14 protein-coding genes are annotated in these 15,773 nt (G+C 73.5%); 5 read left to right on the forward strand and 9 right to left on the reverse strand.

The features are described from left to right. Positions 1 to 6: 6 nt before the first annotated feature. On the reverse strand, positions 7 to 660 hold the full coding sequence (locus HEK131_RS22475) for a response regulator transcription factor (protein ID WP_007387794.1): 654 nt from the start codon (positions 658 to 660) through the stop codon (positions 7 to 9). 414 nt (positions 661 to 1,074) lie between these two features. Between HEK131_RS22475 and HEK131_RS22480 the strand changes: the two genes are divergently transcribed. After that, positions 1,075 to 1,248: a hypothetical protein gene (locus HEK131_RS22480; RefSeq protein ID WP_202495507.1), complete on the forward strand. Its 174-nt coding sequence runs from the start codon at positions 1,075 to 1,077 to the stop codon at positions 1,246 to 1,248. Positions 1,249 to 1,322: 74 nt separating this feature from the next. On the opposite strand, the gene HEK131_RS22485 is transcribed toward HEK131_RS22480, so the two are convergent. Continuing rightward, the gene (locus tag HEK131_RS22485) at positions 1,323 to 2,138 is read right to left on the reverse strand and encodes an inositol monophosphatase family protein (protein WP_244336800.1); all 816 of its coding nucleotides are present in this window, start codon (positions 2,136 to 2,138) and stop codon (positions 1,323 to 1,325) included. 8 nt (positions 2,139 to 2,146) lie between these two features. Next, positions 2,147 to 3,274, reverse strand: a complete 1,128-nt coding sequence (locus HEK131_RS22490; RefSeq protein WP_244336801.1) for a ferrochelatase — start codon at positions 3,272 to 3,274, stop codon at positions 2,147 to 2,149. A gap of 175 nt (positions 3,275 to 3,449) precedes the next feature. Here HEK131_RS22490 and HEK131_RS22495 point away from each other — a divergent pair, with 175 nt between their 5' ends. Next, the gene (locus HEK131_RS22495) at positions 3,450 to 4,688 is read left to right on the forward strand and encodes an MFS transporter (RefSeq protein WP_244336802.1); all 1,239 of its coding nucleotides are present in this window, start codon (positions 3,450 to 3,452) and stop codon (positions 4,686 to 4,688) included. After that, entirely contained in the window at positions 4,648 to 5,967 is a 1,320-nt protein-coding gene (locus HEK131_RS22500; RefSeq protein ID WP_244336803.1) for a D-arabinono-1,4-lactone oxidase, read from the forward strand. Before HEK131_RS22495 ends, HEK131_RS22500 begins: the two co-directional genes overlap by 41 nt. On the opposite strand, the gene HEK131_RS22505 is transcribed toward HEK131_RS22500, so the two are convergent. After that, entirely contained in the window at positions 5,891 to 6,652 is a 762-nt protein-coding gene (locus tag HEK131_RS22505) for a hypothetical protein (protein ID WP_244336804.1), read from the reverse strand. The genes HEK131_RS22500 and HEK131_RS22505 overlap by 77 nt on opposite strands. A gap of 494 nt (positions 6,653 to 7,146) precedes the next feature. Between HEK131_RS22505 and sepH the strand changes: the two genes are divergently transcribed. Next, positions 7,147 to 8,187 (forward strand): septation protein SepH, encoded by a 1,041-nt coding sequence (sepH, locus tag HEK131_RS22510; protein WP_244336805.1) that lies wholly within the window; start codon positions 7,147 to 7,149, stop codon positions 8,185 to 8,187. 97 nt (positions 8,188 to 8,284) lie between these two features. Here the strand turns inward: sepH and HEK131_RS22515 are convergent, their stop codons facing one another. Then, positions 8,285 to 9,127, reverse strand: a complete 843-nt coding sequence (locus tag HEK131_RS22515) for a sulfurtransferase (protein WP_244336806.1) — start codon at positions 9,125 to 9,127, stop codon at positions 8,285 to 8,287. Positions 9,128 to 9,413: 286 nt separating this feature from the next. On the opposite strand from HEK131_RS22515, the gene HEK131_RS22520 reads away from it, so the two are divergent. Beyond that, entirely contained in the window at positions 9,414 to 10,211 is a 798-nt protein-coding gene (locus tag HEK131_RS22520) for a VOC family protein (protein ID WP_244336807.1), read from the forward strand. Position 10,212: 1 nt separating this feature from the next. Here HEK131_RS22520 and HEK131_RS22525 read toward each other — a convergent pair whose 3' ends face one another. From HEK131_RS22525 to HEK131_RS22540, 4 genes are all read right to left on the reverse strand, one after another. After that, positions 10,213 to 10,863, reverse strand: a complete 651-nt coding sequence (locus HEK131_RS22525) for a thymidine kinase (RefSeq protein WP_217464941.1) — start codon at positions 10,861 to 10,863, stop codon at positions 10,213 to 10,215. Between the two features lie 44 nt (positions 10,864 to 10,907). Beyond that, the gene (locus HEK131_RS22530) at positions 10,908 to 12,098 is read right to left on the reverse strand and encodes an alkaline phosphatase family protein (RefSeq protein ID WP_244336808.1); all 1,191 of its coding nucleotides are present in this window, start codon (positions 12,096 to 12,098) and stop codon (positions 10,908 to 10,910) included. Then, the gene (locus HEK131_RS22535) at positions 12,098 to 12,685 is read right to left on the reverse strand and encodes a DUF5998 family protein (protein ID WP_217464943.1); all 588 of its coding nucleotides are present in this window, start codon (positions 12,683 to 12,685) and stop codon (positions 12,098 to 12,100) included. Before HEK131_RS22535 ends, HEK131_RS22530 begins: the two co-directional genes overlap by 1 nt. A gap of 226 nt (positions 12,686 to 12,911) precedes the next feature. Next, positions 12,912 to 15,713 carry a bifunctional GNAT family N-acetyltransferase/acetate--CoA ligase family protein gene (locus HEK131_RS22540; RefSeq protein WP_217464944.1) on the reverse strand — a complete coding sequence of 934 codons (2,802 nt, stop codon included), beginning with the start codon at positions 15,711 to 15,713 and terminating at the stop codon, positions 12,912 to 12,914. Positions 15,714 to 15,773: the final 60 nt, after the last annotated feature.

A 15,773-nucleotide genomic window follows, 5' to 3' on the forward strand; every position in this document is an offset into this window, starting at 1 on the left:
GGCGGATCAGATCCGGTAGCCGGAGCCGGGGACGGTCACGATCACCGGGGGCTCGCCGAGTTTGCGGCGGAGCGTCATCACCGTCACCCGCACCACGTTGGTGAAGGGGTCGGTGTTCTCGTCCCACGCCTTCTCCAGCAGTTGCTCCGCCGAGACGACCGCGCCCTCGCTGCGCATCAGCACCTCCAGCACCGCGAACTCCTTGGGCGCGAGCTGGACCTCCTTGCCGTCGCGGAAGACCTCGCGGCGGTTGGGGTCGAGCTTGATGCCGGCCCGCTCCAGGACCGGGGGCAGGGGGACGCTGGTGCGGCGGCCGAGCGCGCGCACGCGCGCGATCAGCTCGCTGAAGGCGAAGGGCTTGGGCAGGTAGTCGTCCGCGCCGATCTCCAGCCCCTCGACGCGGTCGCTGACGTCACCGGAGGCGGTGAGCATGAGCACGCGCGTGGGCATCCCCAGCTCCACGATGCGGCGGCAGACGTCGTCGCCGTGCACGAGCGGGAGGTCGCGGTCGAGGACGACCACGTCGTAGTCGTTGACGCCGATGCGCTCCAGGGCGGCCGCACCGTCGTACACGACGTCGACGGCCATGGCCTCCCGGCGCAGTCCGGTGGCCACCGCATCGGCGAGCAACTGCTCGTCCTCGACGACGAGTACACGCACGTCGCTAGTCCTTCCTGAAGTCCACCCGCGTGAGCCGCGCCGGGGCGCGGGCGGGCGGAGCCGTCCGTGGGATCGTGGCCTCCATCCTGCCCTTTTCGGCCATAAGTCGGCTGTAAGCCGGGTGCGGGGCCGCAGGGCCGGGGGTGGCGGGACGAGAATGCCGGAATTTCTCCCGTCGGTGAGGTTTCCCCGACTTGGCGCGCGGGGAGGACGGCTTTACACCCCGCGATCACGCTCTGCATGTGCCGCAGCACCATGCGGTACTCCGCGATCACTCCGCGGAGCGGGCGCGGATGTCCGGCACCGCCGCCGCCCAGCAGGGCAGCGCTGGGCACCCGCGGCGATGATCGCCCCTTCCTTGAAAACAGGCACACCCGTGCCACCGACCCACGACCCAGGACGAGGGGGCGCAGCATGGACGCTTTCACCACGGGACTTCTGCAGCGCATAAAAGCGACCGAGTCCGACCTGACGCGGGCTCGTGACGAGGGGGACGACTTCCTCGTCGAGGTGGAGCAGGGCGAGCTGGACGACCTGCGCCGCCTCGCGGCCGAGCACGGCGTGGAGGTCGGCGTCACCCACGCCTGACCGGCCCGGAGACATCCGCGGGACCCCGGCACGCCCGTGCCCAGGGTCCCGCTTCGGTCATGTGCGCGGCGCGGTCAGTCCTGCCAGGCCCCGAAGTCCCCCAGCAGCCGCTGGAGGGGCTCGAAGACGCTCGGCGTGGCCGCGAGTGTCAGCTCGCCCGAGGGGCGCTCTCCGGGCCGCCCACCGGTCACGGCGCCCGCTTCCCGCGCGATGAGGTCCCCCGCGGCCACGTCCCACGGGTTGAGTCCGCGCTCGTAGTACCCGTCGAGGCGGCCGCAGGCCAGGTCGCACAGGTCGATCGCCGCCGAGCCGCCGCGCCGGATGTCCCGGACCAGCGGGATCAGGCGGGCCGCGATCGCGGCCTGGCGGGCACGGACCTCGGTGACGTAGTTGAAGCCGGTCGAGACCAGTGCCTGGTCCAGCGGGGCCGGCGGACGGCAGGCCAGCGGGCGCTCACCCTCCCCCGCGCCGGTGGCCCAGGCCCCGCCCCCGAGCACGGCCTGGTAGGTCTCGCCGCGCATCGGGGCCGCGACCACACCGGCGACGGTCTCCCCGTCCACCTCGGCCGCGATGGACACCGCCCAGGTGGGCAGCCCGTACAGGTAGTTGACCGTGCCGTCGAGCGGGTCGATCACCCAGCGCACCCCGCTGGTGCCCTCGGCGCTGGCGCCCTCCTCGCCGAGGAACCCGTCCTCGGGGCGGCGGCCGGAGATCAGGTCGACGATCAGCTTCTCGGCGGCGAGGTCCATCTCGGTGACCACGTCGACCGGGCTGGACTTGGTCGCGGCCACCGCGAGGTCGGCCGGGCGGCCGTCGCGCAGCAGCGCGCCCGCCTCACGGGCGGCCTGCTGGGCGATCCGGAGCAGTTCGGAGTGGAGGGGGTCGGTCACGGGTCTCCTCAGGCGTAGGGGCTGTCGGCGCCCGCGGCGGCCGGGCGCGGGGCCCGCGCCGGGCAGCAGCCGACCGGACACAGGTCGTGGCTCGCGCCGAGCGCGCCCAGGAAGCACGGCGTGACGGCCTCGCCGCGCTCGGTGCCGGCGCGCTCCACGACGAGGTCGCGGACGGCGGCCGCGAAGCGGGGGTCGGCGCCCACGGTGGCCGAGCGGCGCACCGGCAGGCCCAGCTCCGCCGCCCTGGCCGTGGCCTCGGTGTCGAGGTCGTAGAGGACCTCCATGTGGTCGGAGACGAACCCGATGGGCGCCATGACCACGGCCGGGACCCCGGCGGCGTGCCGCTCCTCGAGGTGGTCGCAGATGTCCGGCTCCAGCCAGGGGATGTGCGGGGCGCCGGAGCGGGACTGGTAGACGAGCTGCCAGGGGTGGTCGACGCCGGTCCGCTCCCGGACGGCGTCGGCGATCAGCCGGGCCACCTCCAGGTGCTGGGCGACGTAGGCGCCGCCGTCCCCGTGGTCCTCGACCGGGCCGGAGGTGTCGGCCGCGGCGGTCGGGATGGAGTGGGTGGTGAAGGCGATGTGGGCGCCGTCGCGGACCTCCTCGGGGAGGTCGGCGAGCGAGCGCAGCACACCGTCGACCATGGGCTCGACGAAGCCCGGGTGGTTGAAGTAGTGCCGCAGCTTGTCGACCTCCGGGGGCGTCAGGCCCTCGGCCCGGAGCGTCCCGAGCGCGTCGGCCAGGTTCTCCCGGTACTGGCGGCATCCCGAGTAGGAGGCGTAGGCGCTGGTGGCGAGGACCAGGACGCGGCGGCGGCCGTCGGCGGTCATCTCGCGCAGGGTGTCGGTGAGGTACGGCTGCCAGTTGCGGTTGCCCCAGTAGACCGGCAGGTCCAGCCCGTGGTCGGCGAAGTCCTTGCGCAGGGCGTCCAGCAGGGCGCGGTTCTGCTCGTTGATCGGGCTGACCCCGCCGAACAGGAAGTAGTGCTGCCCGACCTCCTTGAGGCGTTCCTTGGGGATCCCGCGGCCGCGGGTCACGTTCTCCAGGAACGGGACCACGTCGTCCGGCCCTTCGGGACCGCCGAAGGAGAGCAGGAGGAGGGCGTCATAGGGGGCGGCATCGAGCTCGTCTGGCATGACTCGATCCTGCCACCCGGCACCGACAGGGGTGAAACGGCACGGGGGTACGCCGGAAAAGGAGGTTTATGCGGTGGTTCACCCGATGCGACGGGCGGCTGCATTAGGGTCACCTAACTCGTAAGCTGTATCCACCTTCTTCGCGCCTTACCGAGCAGTCCAGACGGAGTCCCGCGTGCCCAGCCCCTATCGCGCCCTGTTCACCGAACCGGGTACCAAGAGCTTCTCCGCCGCGGGTCTCGTCGGCCGGATGCCGCTGTCGATGATGGGCATCGGCGTGGTCACGATGATCTCCCAGCTCACCGGGCGCTACGGCCTCGCGGGCGCGCTCTCGGCCACCATGGCGCTCTCCGCCGCCGTGCTCGGACCGCAGATCTCCCGGCTGGTGGACCGGCACGGCCAGCGCCGGGTGCTGCGCCCCGCGACCCTGGTGGCGCTCGCCGCGGCCGCCGGGCTGCTGCTGGCCGCGCACTTCGGATGGCCGGACTGGACGCTGTTCGCCTTCGCGGCCGGCGTCGGCGCGGTGCCCAGCCTGGGCGCGATGATCCGGTCCCGCTGGGCCGCGCTGTACGGCGGCGACCCGAGGCTGCACACGGCCTACTCCTTCGAGTCGGTCGTCGACGAGGTCTGCTTCATCTTCGGGCCGATCCTCTCCATCGGCCTGTCCACGGCCTGGTTCCCGGAGGCGGGCCCGCTGCTCGCGGCCTGCTGCCTGGCCGTGGGCGTGTTCTGGCTGACCGCCCAGCGGGCCACCGAGCCGGTGCCGCACTCGCGCGAGCAGCACGGCACGGGCAGCGCGCTGCGCTCCCCCGGACTCCAGGTGCTGGTGGCGACGTTCGTGGCCACGGGCACGATCTTCGGCGCGATCGACGTGGTCACCGTCGCCTTCGCCGACGAGCGCGGCCACAAGGGCGCGGCCAGCGTGGTCCTCGCGCTCTACGCGGCGGGGTCCTGCCTCGCGGGCGTGGTCTTCGGGCTGCTGCGCTTCTCCGGTCCGCCGCAGCGCCGTTGGCTGCTGGGCGTGGGCGCGATGGCCATGAGTATGATCCCACTCCTACTGGTCGGAAACCTGGCGCTTCTGGCCGCGGCACTGTTCGTTGCGGGGCTGTCCATCGCACCGACGATGATCACGACGATGTCCCTCATCGAGAAGCACGTACCTCGCGCGAACCTCACCGAGGGCATGACCTGGGTGGGCACCGGCCTGGCGGTCGGGGTCGCGCTCGGCTCCGCCATGGCGGGCTGGGTGATCGACGCGGCCGACGCGCGCGCCGGGTACTGGGTCCCGGCGGTCGCCGGGGCGGCCGCGGTCGTGGGCGGTTTCCTCGGGTACCGCCGGCTGCACAGGCCGGTCACGGGGCGGGGAGGCACCGTTGAGCAGCACGGCGAGCGGGAAGCACGGAACGTGGCGTAACTGGGGCGGCAACGTGACCGCCCGGCCCGCCCGGCAGGTGACGCCGGCCTCGGTCGAGGAACTGGCCGCGGAGGTGCGCGGGGCCGCCGAACGCGGTCAGCGGGTGAAGGCGGTGGGCACCGGACACTCCTTCACCTCGGTCGCCGCCACGGACGGGGTGCTGATCCGCCCGGATCTGCTGACCGGCATCCGCGGCATCGACCGCACCGCCATGACCGTGACGGTCGAGGCGGGCACTCCGCTCAAGCGCCTCAACGCGGCGCTGGCGCGCGAGGGTCTGTCGCTCACCAACATGGGCGACATCATGGAGCAGACGGTCGCCGGGGCCACCAGCACCGGCACCCACGGCACCGGCCGGGAGTCCGGCTCCATAGCCGCCCAGATCACGGGGCTCGAACTCGTCACCGCCGACGGCTCGGTGCTCACCTGCTCGGCCGGGCAGAACCCCGAGGTGTTCGCGGCCGCCCGGATCGGCCTCGGCGCGCTGGGTGTCGTCACCGCGCTGACCCTCGCCGTGGAGCCGCTGTTCCTCCTCACCGCGCGCGAGGAGCCGATGCCGCTCGACCGGGTACTGGCCGAGTTCGATCAACTCTGGGCGGAGAACGAGCACTTCGAGTTCTACTGGTTCCCGCACACCGGCAGCACCAACACCAAGCGCAACAACCGCAGCGAGGGCCCCGCGCGACCGGTGGGGCGGGCCGCCGGCTGGTTCGAGGACGAGTTCCTGTCCAACGGCGTCTTCCAGGTGGCCCAGTGGGCTGGCCGCGCGGCCCCCGTCTCCGTCCCGACCATCGCCCGGATCTCCAGCCGGGCCCTGTCGGCGCGGTCCTACACCGACATCCCGTACCGGGTGTTCACCTCACCGCGCCGGGTGCGGTTCGTGGAGATGGAGTACGCGGTGCCCCGCGCGGCGCTGGCGGAGACGCTGCGCGAGCTGAAGGCGGTGATCGAACGCTCGGGTCTGCGGATCAGCTTCCCGGTCGAGGTGCGCACCGCCCCGGCGGACGACATCGCGCTGTCCACGGCCTCGGGCCGGGACAGCGCGTACATCGCCGTGCACATGTTCCGGGGCACCCCGTATCAGGCGTACTTCAGCGCGGCCGAGCGTGTGTTCACCGCGCACGAGGGGCGGCCGCACTGGGGGAAGGTGCACACGCGGGACGCGGGGTACCTCGAAGGGGTGTATCCGCGCTTCACCGAGTTCACGGCAGTGCGGAACCGACTGGATCCGGAACGCCTGTTCCAGAACGACTACTTGCGGAGGGTTCTGGGGCGGTAGGCGTCGACCCGGTCGTCCCCTCGCTGGGCGTGGGGGCCGTGGTGGTCGCGTCCTGGCCGGGCTCGGTGCTCGGCCGGCCGCTCGGGGTCCTGGTGGTCTCGGGCGTGGTCGGACGCGTCGTGGCACCGCCACCGCCGGACGGGGTCTCCTCGGTCGGGGCCGTCGTCCCGGACGGGGTGGTGACGGGCGCCGGGTCGTCGTCGTCCCTGCGGTGGTGGTGGGAGGAGCCACGGCCGCCGACGGCGTCGCTGACGGTGGTGCCCGAGCCGCCGCTGAAGTTGTTGCCGGACGCCGCCTCGTAGGCGGTGATGCCACCCATCGTGACGCCGAAGACCAGGGCCGCGGCGAGGAGCGGGCGCTTCCAGCTCTTGACCTTCGCGCGGTAGACGGTGCCCTCGGTGAACGTGCCCTCCACCGGCTCCGGATGACCCGCGACGGCCCCCACACGGGGGCGCGTGGTGTCCCTGGCCTCGCGGATCTGCTCCCCCGTGCTCCGGAAGAGCTGCTGGAAGACCGAGCCGCCGCACGTGGCGACGATGCTGACCACTCCGGCGCCCAGGATCGTGCCGTACACCCCGAAGTAGGAGGCCATCTTGGCCGCCACGATCGCCGCGAGCGCACTGCCCGCGACCTGGGGGACGTTCAGGTCGAACCGCTTTCGACCCGCATCGGGCGTTTCACGCATACCCGGAACCTGCCTGCCTTTCCCGTACTCGATCAGATGCGCGACCACCGCCGGCCGGTGGATCGCACGAGTGAGGGACGTGCGGACGAAACCATTAGTTCCGTTTCGCCGGATTGCGTGAACTTCGCCACGTTGGTGCATGGCGGAACCCGCCCATGGGCGGCCAAGTCGCACCCCGCGACTGAAGTTGAATGGCGCGCCGAAGCACGCGCATGGCCCGAATGGAGTACTGTTGCGAGCCCTGGGCACCGGTGTCCCATAGGGATGTCCGGGGGCCCGCAGGGCCGCCAGGAGGGGGAAAGTTGCACAGGGTGATGAAGTTCGTCACTCAGCGTTGCGAACAAGTAACCGTGTCATAACGGCAGTGCTGGGCCAGTGCCCGACACGCCGGGCAACTCGGCAAGGTTGTGGCAGGTTGCGCTCGGGCAGGCCACACTCGACTAGCGGAAGCAGCGACGCACGTGACGTCGGCAGGCACCATCCGGGAGGTCCCCATGCCCGAACTGCGTGTCGTGGCCGTCTCGAATGACGGCACACGGCTGGTGCTCAAGGCTGCCGACGCGACGGAGTACACCCTTCCGATCGACGAGCGGCTGCGCGCCGCCGTGCGCGGTGACCGCCCCCGCCTCGGCCAGATCGAGATCGAGGTGGAGAGCCACCTCCGCCCCCGGGACATCCAGGCGCGGATACGAGCAGGTGCCACCGCGGAAGAGGTCGCCCAGCTCGCCGGCATCCCGGTCGACCGGGTCCGCCGCTTCGAGGGACCCGTACTCGCCGAGCGCGCCTTCATGGCCGAGCGCGCCCGCAAGACCCCCGTCCGCCGCCCCGGCGAGAACTCCGGCCCGCTGCTCGGCGAGGCCGTGCAGGAGCGGCTGTTGCTGCGGGGCGCCGACAAGGACACCGTGCAGTGGGACTCCTGGCGCCGGGACGACGGCACCTGGGAGGTCCTGCTCGTCTACCTGGTCGCGGGTGAACCGCACTCGGCGAGCTGGACGTACGACCCGCCCCGGCGGCTCGTCCAGGCCGTCGACGACGAGGCGCGCTCGCTGATCGGCGAGTCCGACGACCTCGCGGTGCCCGAGCCCAGCTTCCCGTTCGTCCCGCGCATCGCGCGGCTGCCGCGCGACCGCGGCATGGACCGCGCCCTCGACCGGGGCGACCGCGAGCGGCCCAGCCTGCCCGCGCAGCCGTCCGAGCCCGTCGACGAGAGCACGAGCGAACGCGACTCCCTGACCAGCCTGTTGGAGGCCGTGCCAAGCTTCCGGGGCGACCTGGTGGTGCCGGAACGGCCCCCGGAGCCTCCGGAGGAGCCGGCCGAGGAGGTCCTGGAGGAGGAGCCCCCGGCGCCCGCCGCGTCGGCCGGTTCCGCGTACGCGGACGTGCTCATGCCCCGCGCCGTCTCCAGCCACCGCGACCGGCTGACCGGCGCGACCGACCGCCAGGCCGAGGCCGACGGGGTGCGCCCCGGCCGCCGGGCCGCCGTACCGAGCTGGGACGAGATCGTGTTCGGCACCCGGCGCAAGAAGCAGGAGTAGCCCGGCTGTCGGGGTGGAGTGGGGGCACCTTCCCCCACTCGGCCCTCGCCTGGCGGCGACACAGGTCCACCCTGCGCCCCGCCCCGCGACTGCGGCCCTACCGCGGGTCCGGTCCCACCGCGACCGGGCGGGACGGGTCGGCCGACCACTCCGACCAGGAGCCCACGTACAGCGCGGCCGGGATGCCCGCGACCGCGAGGGCCAGTACCTCGTGGGCGGCGGAGACGCCGGAGCCGCAGTAGACACCGACCGGCGCGTCCCCGGAGACGCCGAGCGCCTTGAAGCGGTCACGCAGGTCGGCGGCGGACAGGAGGCGGCCGTCGGGGCCCACGTTCTCCGCCGTCGGCGCCGACAGCGCGCCCGGAATGTGCCCGCCCACCCGGTCGATGGGCTCCACCTCGCCCCGGTACCGCTCCCCCGCGCGCGCGTCCAGCAGGACACCCGAGCCCGCGAGTTCGGCCGCGCTTGCGGCGTCGAGCACCCCGGTCGCCTCCGGCAGCGGCTCGAAGTCGCCCTCCGCCGGGGTCGGTACGTCCGTGGACAGCGGCCCCTCCCACGCCGTCAACCCGCCGTCGAGCACCCTCACGTTCGGGTGACCCGTCGCCTGCAGCAGCCACCACGCTCGGGCGGCCGCCCAGCCCTGGCCGCCGTCGTACACGACGACCGGGGTGCCGGTGGACACGCCCGCGCGGCGCATGGCAGCGCCGAACTCCGCGATGTCCGGCAGGGGATGACGCCCGCGAGGACCGGGGGCCGACGCCAGTTCCCTGTTCAGGTCGGCGAAGACCGCGCCGGGGAGGTGTCCGGCCTCGTACGCGGCGCGGGCGTCGAAGGCGGGGGCGTCCGGCGCGCTCAGTTGCCAGCGCAGGTCCAGCAGCGTCGGCGGGGTCGGTCCGGCCAGGTCCCGGGCGAGTTCGGAGGCGGTGATGATGACTGTCATGACGCCATCCTCGCGCACGGGGTGGCCGCCACGCCCGGCTCCGGCTACTCTGCTCGGCCGGACGGACCCGATCACACGGCGTACGGTATCGGGCACACAGTGTGCGTTCGGCGGCACTCGCCGGTCATCGCCCGCGCGGCGAACGGCGGCCGACCGGACCTTCCGCCAGAATCACGCGCCGTCACGTACCGGTGGCGGCACGGGCACGCGGGCGCCGGCTACCGGCCCCGCCCGCGGGGAGCGGATGCGAGACGGCCCCCAGGAGGGACCGGAGAGGGAGTGATCGATGACCGAGGCACCGGAGTCGGCGGACCCACGAGCCCCGCACGCGCCCGGCACGCCGTGCTGGGTGAGCCTGATGACGCGGGCGGCGGACGCCGCCGAGGACTTCTACGGGGCCGTGTTCGGCTGGGAGTTCCGGGCCGGCCCGCTCGGCCGCCCGGTGCGGGCGTCGCTGCACGGGCAGGAGGTGGCGGTCATCAACCAACTGCCCCCGGACGCCGGGCTGTCGGCCGCCTGGACGCCCTACCTCGCCTCGGACGACGTGGACCTCACGGCCGAGCGGGTGCGGCTGTCCGGCGGCACGGTCGCGGTGGGCCCGCTGGACGCCGGGGACAACGGCCGGGTGGCCATCGCCGCCGACCCGTCCGGGGCGGTCTTCGGCTTCTGCACCGCCTGGGCGCACCCCGCCAAGGCGGGCGGCGGACCGGGCCTGCCCGCGTGGACCGAGCTGCGGACCGCCTCCGCGGTGCGCGTGACGACGTTCTACACGCGGGTGTTCGGCTACGAGGCACAGCCCCCGTCGGCGCCGGACCACATCACCCTGCGCAGCGGCGGCCGTCCGGTGGTGGCGCTGCGCGGCATGGGCCAGGCGCTCCCCCGCTCCCTGGGCGCGCACTGGATGCCCCACTTCGAGGTGACGGACACGGACGCCTCGGTCCGGCAGGTGCTGGACCTCGGTGGCCGTCTGCTGGAGCCGGCCCACGACAGCCCGTACGGCCGGGTGGCCACGGTGGCGGACCCGCACGGGGCCCGGCTCGGCGTGGTGCGCAGACCGGGGGCGCTGCCACGGCCCCGGAGGTGACTCAGCCCGAGGTCACCGGAAGCACGTCGGGGGACAGGGCGCCGGCCTGGGTGGCGGCGGCCGTCATCCGGCGGCGGTGGTGGCGGCGGCACAGGACCTCGTAGCCGATGGCCGTGGCGGGGCGGTTCACGTCGCCGACCACCACCTGCTCGCCCTCCACGACCATCTCGCCGCCGACCGTGCGGGCGTTGTGCGTGGCGCGGGCGCCGCACCAGCACATCGCCTCGACCTGGAGCGTCTCTATCCGGTCGGCGAGTTCGATCAGGCGCTGGGAGCCGGGGAAGAGCTTGGTGCGGAAGTCGGTGGTGATGCCGAAGGCGAAGACGTCGAGGTCCAGGTCGTCCACCACGCGGGCCAACTGGTCGATCTGCTCGGGGCCGAGGAACTGCGCCTCGTCCACGATCACGTAGTCGACCTTGCCGCCGCGCGACATCAGGGCCACGACATGGCCGTACAGGTCCATGCCGGGCATCGCCTCGACCGCGTCGGTGACCAGGCCGAGGCGGGAGGACAGCTTGCCCTCGCCGGCGCGGTCGTCCCGCGTGAAGATCAGGCCCTGGAGTCCTCGCGCCGAGCGGTTGTGCTCGATCTGCAGAGCCAGGGTCGACTTCCCGCAGTCCATCGTTCCGGAGAAGAACACCAGCTCGGGCATGAGGGGTTGAGCACCTTTCGGCGAATAGACGGTGGGGGGGAGGGTCAGGAGCGGACTTCGAGGAGCGGGACGAGCTGCTCGGCCGGGGTCATCGAGCCGTGGTTGCCGACCATCAGCGACTCCTTGGGCTCGCGCTCGGAGGCGGTGATCACCACGTCGTCGTGCGCGGCGGCGACCACGTCGCCGATCCTCGCGTACACACGCTCGTCCACGTGCGGCCCGAACCAGCCCGCGTCGATCGCCTCGTCGCGGGACGCGATCCAGAAGCGGTCGCCGAGCACCTCGCGCCAGCAGGTCAGCACGTCGTTCTGGGCGCCGGGCACGGCGTACACGTGCCGGGCGCGGCCCTCGCCGCCGAGGAGGGAGACGCCGGCGCGCAGCTCCCAGTCCGCGTCGAAGTCGATGCGGTGGTCCTCGTCGAAGGGGATGTCGACCATGCCGTGGTCGGCGGTGACGTAGAGCGCGCTGCGCGGCGGGAGCTGTTCGGCCAGCCGCTGGGCGAGCCGGTCGACGTACATGAGCTGGCCGCGCCAGGTGTCGGAGCCGACGCCGTAGCGGTGCCCGGCGCCGTCCAGTTCGGCGTAGTACGTGTAGACCAGCGAGCGGTCCCCGGCGGCGAGCTGTTCGGCCGCGACGTCCATGCGGTCCTCGCCGCTGAGCCGTCCGAGGAAGGTGCCGCCGCTGAGCGCGACCTTGGTGAGCGGGGTGTTCTGGAAGTGGGGCGAGGACACCTGGGCGGCGTGCACTCCGGCGCGGTCGGCCAGTTCGAACACCGTCGGGTACGGCTGCCAGGCGTGCGGCGGGGTCCAGGGCTGCCAGCGGAGCTGGTTCATCAACTGGCCGGTGGCGGGGTCGCGCACCGTGTAGCCGGGCAGGCCGTGCGCGCCGGGCGGCAGGCCCGTGCCGACGGAGCCCAGCGACGTCGCGGTGGTCGCGGGGTAACCGGCGGTGAGGGGGCGGCCGGTGCCGCCGCGCGAGGAGGCCAGCAGGGAGTTCAGGAACGGCGCCTCGTCGGGGTGGGCGCGTAGCTGCTCCCAGCCGAGCCCGTCGACGAGGAAGACGCAGACCCGGTCGGCCGGGGTCAGCTCGGCGATGGTGGGGGTCATGCCGGGGACGCTCAGGCCGGCGGCCAGGGTCGGCAGCAGGTCGGCCAGGGAGCCGCTGCCGTACTCGGGCAGCGGCGCGGTGTCCAGGGCGAGGGGTTCCAGGGCGTCCCAGGGCGAGGGGTGGGACATCAGCGCGTGACGTCCGCGGTCGCCTCGGAGATGGCCTGGGCGAAGACGAGCGCCTGGCGCACGGTCTCCGGGCCGTCCCCGGCCTCGCTCACGCGCAGGCTGAGGTCGTCGGCGGTGGAGCTGCCGGTGTAGCCGTGGTCGGCCTCGCAGTTCGGGTCGCCGCAGGCGGCGGGCTCCAGGTCGAGACGGCTGACCGCGCCCCAGCCGATGGTGAGGACGACCTCGCGGGGCAGGGTGCCCGGCGTGTACTGCTCCGGGTTGGCCACCACCCGGCTGACCACGACGGAGGAGATCCGGCCGATCTTCACGGACTCCGTGGACGTGGTGGCGTACGGCGTCGGGGAGGTGCCGTCGGCGGCCTGCTCGTCGGTGTGGCTGACGATGAAGCGGTTGGCGGTGAGCACGAGGACGGTCACATGGCGGCGGACCTCGTTCTGGTCGAACGTGGTCTCCTGGTGGACCAGGTACGACCGGACGGGCTCGCCGCCGACAGCGGCCTCCACCGCCTCGGCCACGAGGGCCGGGTAGTAGCCGCTGCGCTCGATCGCCGCGCGAAGCCCCTGGGTCGTCGTACTGGTCTTGGCCATGGCGTCCATCCTAATCCGTGGGCGGGGGCGCTCCGGGCCAGTCACGGGGACCCGAGGCGTCCCGCCGGACCAGTCCGACCGGCACCTCGACGCTCTCGGCGGTGATGAGGCAGGACAAGGGTCCGCGTCCGCTGGGGCCGGCGGGAAGGGACGGGCCTCGTGTGCGAGAAGTGAGCTGTGGGACACCTCGCACACGGTCTCCCTTCGTTCAGTGCCGCGGGACCGCTCAGTACACCGGCAGCGTGCGTGGGCCGAGGTCGTTGCGGGCCGGTGGGGGTGCCAGGCGGATCGTGGCGTCGAGGACGGTGAGGCCGTGCTGGGCGACGACGACCGGTTCCAGGGTGATGGCCACCACCTCGGGGTGGTCGTCGACCAGGCGGGAGACCCGCAGCAGCAGCTCCTCCAGCGCGGGGGTGTCCACGGGGGTGGAGCCGCGCCAGCCGAAGAGGAGCGGGGCGGTGCGGATGGAGCGGATCAGGGAGGTGGCGTCGCGGTCGGTGACGGGGACCAGCCGGTGCGCCATGTCACCGAGGAGCTGGGAGGCGGCCCCGGCCAGCCCGAAGGACAGCACGGCACCGGCCGCCGGGTCGATGACCGACCGTACGACGGTGTCCACGCCCCTGGGTGCCATGGCCTGCACCACCGGCCGCAGTTGCCCGGGCGGCCCGAACAGCTCGGTCAATTCGGCGTACGCCCGCCGCAGTTGCTCCTCGTCGGTGAGGTCGAGCCGGACCCCGCCGAGGTCGGCGCGGTGCCGCAGGTGGGGTGCGGTGGCCTTGAGGGCGACCGGGTAGCCGAGGCAGCGGGCCGCGGAGGCGGCGGCGTCCGGGGTGGGCGCGGGGAGCGCCGGGCGGACGTGGATGCCGTACGTGGCGAGCAGCTCACGGGTGTCCTCGGGCCCGACGGCCAGCCCTTCGCCGCGCTCCAGCAGCCCGGCGATGATCTCGGCGGCCTTGCGCTCGTCGACGTCGTCGTACTCGGGCACCTTGCCGGGCTCGGCGGCCTCCCGGCGCCACTGCCCGTACCGGACGGCCTCGGCCAGCGCGCGGACGGCGCGCTCGGCGGCGGGGTAGGCGGGGATCAGCCGCGGACCGCCCTCGTCGGCGTCGCCGTCGGGCAGCGGTACGGGGGGCAGCACGGGGGCGCCCGCCTGCGGGTGGGTGCTGGTGGCGGCGGACAGCGCCTCGGCGAGGCCGCCCAGCTCCACGTGCACGACCAGCACCGGCTTGCCGGGCACGGCGGCGGCCGCCGAGCGCAGCGCCTCGGCCAGCTCGGCGTCGTCCGGTGAGCCCTCCCCGATGGCGGGGATGGCGGTGACCACGACGGCGTCGCAGGTGTCGTCGGCGAGGGCGTGGGCCAGCGCCCGGTGGAAGTCGGCGGCGGTGGCGCCGGTGGTCAGGTCCAGCGGGCGGGAGGGCCGCAGCCCCTCCGCGAGGCAGCGGTCGTAGGTGAGGATGCCGAGGGACTCGGAGTTGCCGAGGATGGTGACGCGCGGGCCGGCCGGGAGGGGCTGGCGGGCCAGCAGCAGCCCGGCGTCGACCAGTTCGGTGATGGTGTCCACGCGGATCACCCCGGCCTGCCGCAGCAGCGCGGACACGGTGGCGTGCGGGAGCTGGGTGGCCCGTACCGCGTGGCCCTGCGGGGCGGAGCCCGCGCCCTGCACCACGACGAGCGGCTTGGCGGCGGCGGTGCGCCGGGCGAGCCGGGTGAACTTGCGGGGGTTGCCGATGGACTCCAGGTACATGAGGACGACATCGGTGTCGGGGTCGTCGAACCAGTACTGCAGGAGGTCGTTGCCGGAGACGTCGGCGCGGTTGCCGGAGGAGACGAAGGTGGAGATGCCGGTGACCCCGGTGACCCCTCCCCCGCGCCGGTGCAGCCGGGAGAGGAGGGCTATGCCGATGGCGCCGGACTGGGCGAACATCCCGATGCGGCCCGGCCGGGGCATCTCGGGGGCGAGCGAGGCGTTGAGCGTCACGTCCTCGGCGGTGTTGATGACGCCGAAGGCGTTCGGGCCGATGATCCGCATGCCGTAGGCGCGTGCCTGCCGGACCAGGGCCCGCTGCCGCTCACGCCCCTCGGGGCCGCTCTCGGCGTACCCGGCGGACAGCACGACGAGTCCCTGCACCCCGTGTTCGCCGCACTCGGCGACCACGGCGGGCACCGCGTCGGCCGGCACGGCGACCACGGCCACGTCCACCGGGCCCTCGATCTCCCGGACCGAGCGGTACGCGGGCACTCCGTCGACCTCGTGGAGGCCGTCCGGGTAGGCGTTGTTCACCGCGTACAGCGGGCCCCGGTAGCCGGCGGCCCCGATGTTGCCGAGGACGCTGCGGCCGACGCCGCCGGGCGCGCGGCCGACACCGATGACGGCGACGGAGCCGGGGGCCAGCAGCCGCCGCACGGAGTGGGCTTCGGCGCGCTGCTCCCGCGCCAACTGCACGGCCATCGAGCGGTCGGTGGGTTCGAGCCCGAACTCCAGCCGGACCACGCCGTCCTCGAAGCTGCGCTTCTGGGTGTACCCGGCGTCCGTGAACACCTTGATCATCTTGCTGTTGGCGGGCAGCACCTCGGCGGCGAAGCGGCGGATGCCGCGCTCGCGGGCGACGGCCGCGATGTGCTCCAGCAGCGCGGAGGCGACACCCCGGCCCTGATGGGCGTCCTGCACCAGGAAGGCGACCTCGGCCTCGTCGGCCGGGGCGGAGGCGGCCATGCCGTCGGCGCCGATGCGGTCGTAGCGTACGGTGGCGATGAACTCGCCGCCCACGGTGGCGGCGAGCCCCACCCGGTCCACGAAGTCGTGGTGTGTGAAGCGGTGCACGTCCTTGGCGGAGAGCCGGGGGTACGGCGCGAAGAAGCGGTAGTACTTCGACTCGTCGGACACCTGCTCGTAGAAGCTGACGAGACGGTCGGCGTCGTCGGCGGTGATGGGCCGGATGCGCGCGGTCCCGCCGTCGCGCAGCACCACGTCCGCCTCCCAGTGGGCGGGGTACTCGTGCCGGTCCTGCCGGTCCGCCGGGGTCTGCATGGGCCCCAGGGTACGGCTCGCGCGGGCGTACGGCGCGAGGCAGTGTGTGGGACACGGAAG

The sequence above is a fragment of the Streptomyces seoulensis genome (assembly GCF_022846655.1).
Classification (GTDB): Bacteria; Actinomycetota; Actinomycetes; order Streptomycetales; family Streptomycetaceae; genus Streptomyces.

Excerpts from the sequence above, each read along its gene's own strand:
- HEK131_RS22480 (WP_202495507.1), top strand. The coding sequence starts at position 1,075 with ATGGACGCTTTCACCACGGGACTTCTGCAGCGCATAAAAGCGACCGAG.
- HEK131_RS22490 (WP_244336801.1), bottom strand. The coding sequence starts at position 3,274 with ATGCCAGACGAGCTCGATGCCGCCCCCTATGACGCCCTCCTCCTGCTC.
- HEK131_RS22505 (WP_244336804.1), bottom strand. The coding sequence starts at position 6,652 with ATGCGTGAAACGCCCGATGCGGGTCGAAAGCGGTTCGACCTGAACGTC.
- sepH (WP_244336805.1), top strand. The coding sequence starts at position 7,147 with ATGCCCGAACTGCGTGTCGTGGCCGTCTCGAATGACGGCACACGGCTG.
- HEK131_RS22515 (WP_244336806.1), bottom strand. The coding sequence starts at position 9,127 with ATGACAGTCATCATCACCGCCTCCGAACTCGCCCGGGACCTGGCCGGA.
- HEK131_RS22520 (WP_244336807.1), top strand. The coding sequence starts at position 9,414 with ATGACCGAGGCACCGGAGTCGGCGGACCCACGAGCCCCGCACGCGCCC.
- HEK131_RS22525 (WP_217464941.1), bottom strand. The coding sequence starts at position 10,863 with ATGCCCGAGCTGGTGTTCTTCTCCGGAACGATGGACTGCGGGAAGTCG.
- HEK131_RS22530 (WP_244336808.1), bottom strand. The coding sequence starts at position 12,098 with ATGTCCCACCCCTCGCCCTGGGACGCCCTGGAACCCCTCGCCCTGGAC.
- HEK131_RS22535 (WP_217464943.1), bottom strand. The coding sequence starts at position 12,685 with ATGGCCAAGACCAGTACGACGACCCAGGGGCTTCGCGCGGCGATCGAG.
- HEK131_RS22540 (WP_217464944.1), bottom strand. The coding sequence starts at position 15,713 with ATGCAGACCCCGGCGGACCGGCAGGACCGGCACGAGTACCCCGCCCAC.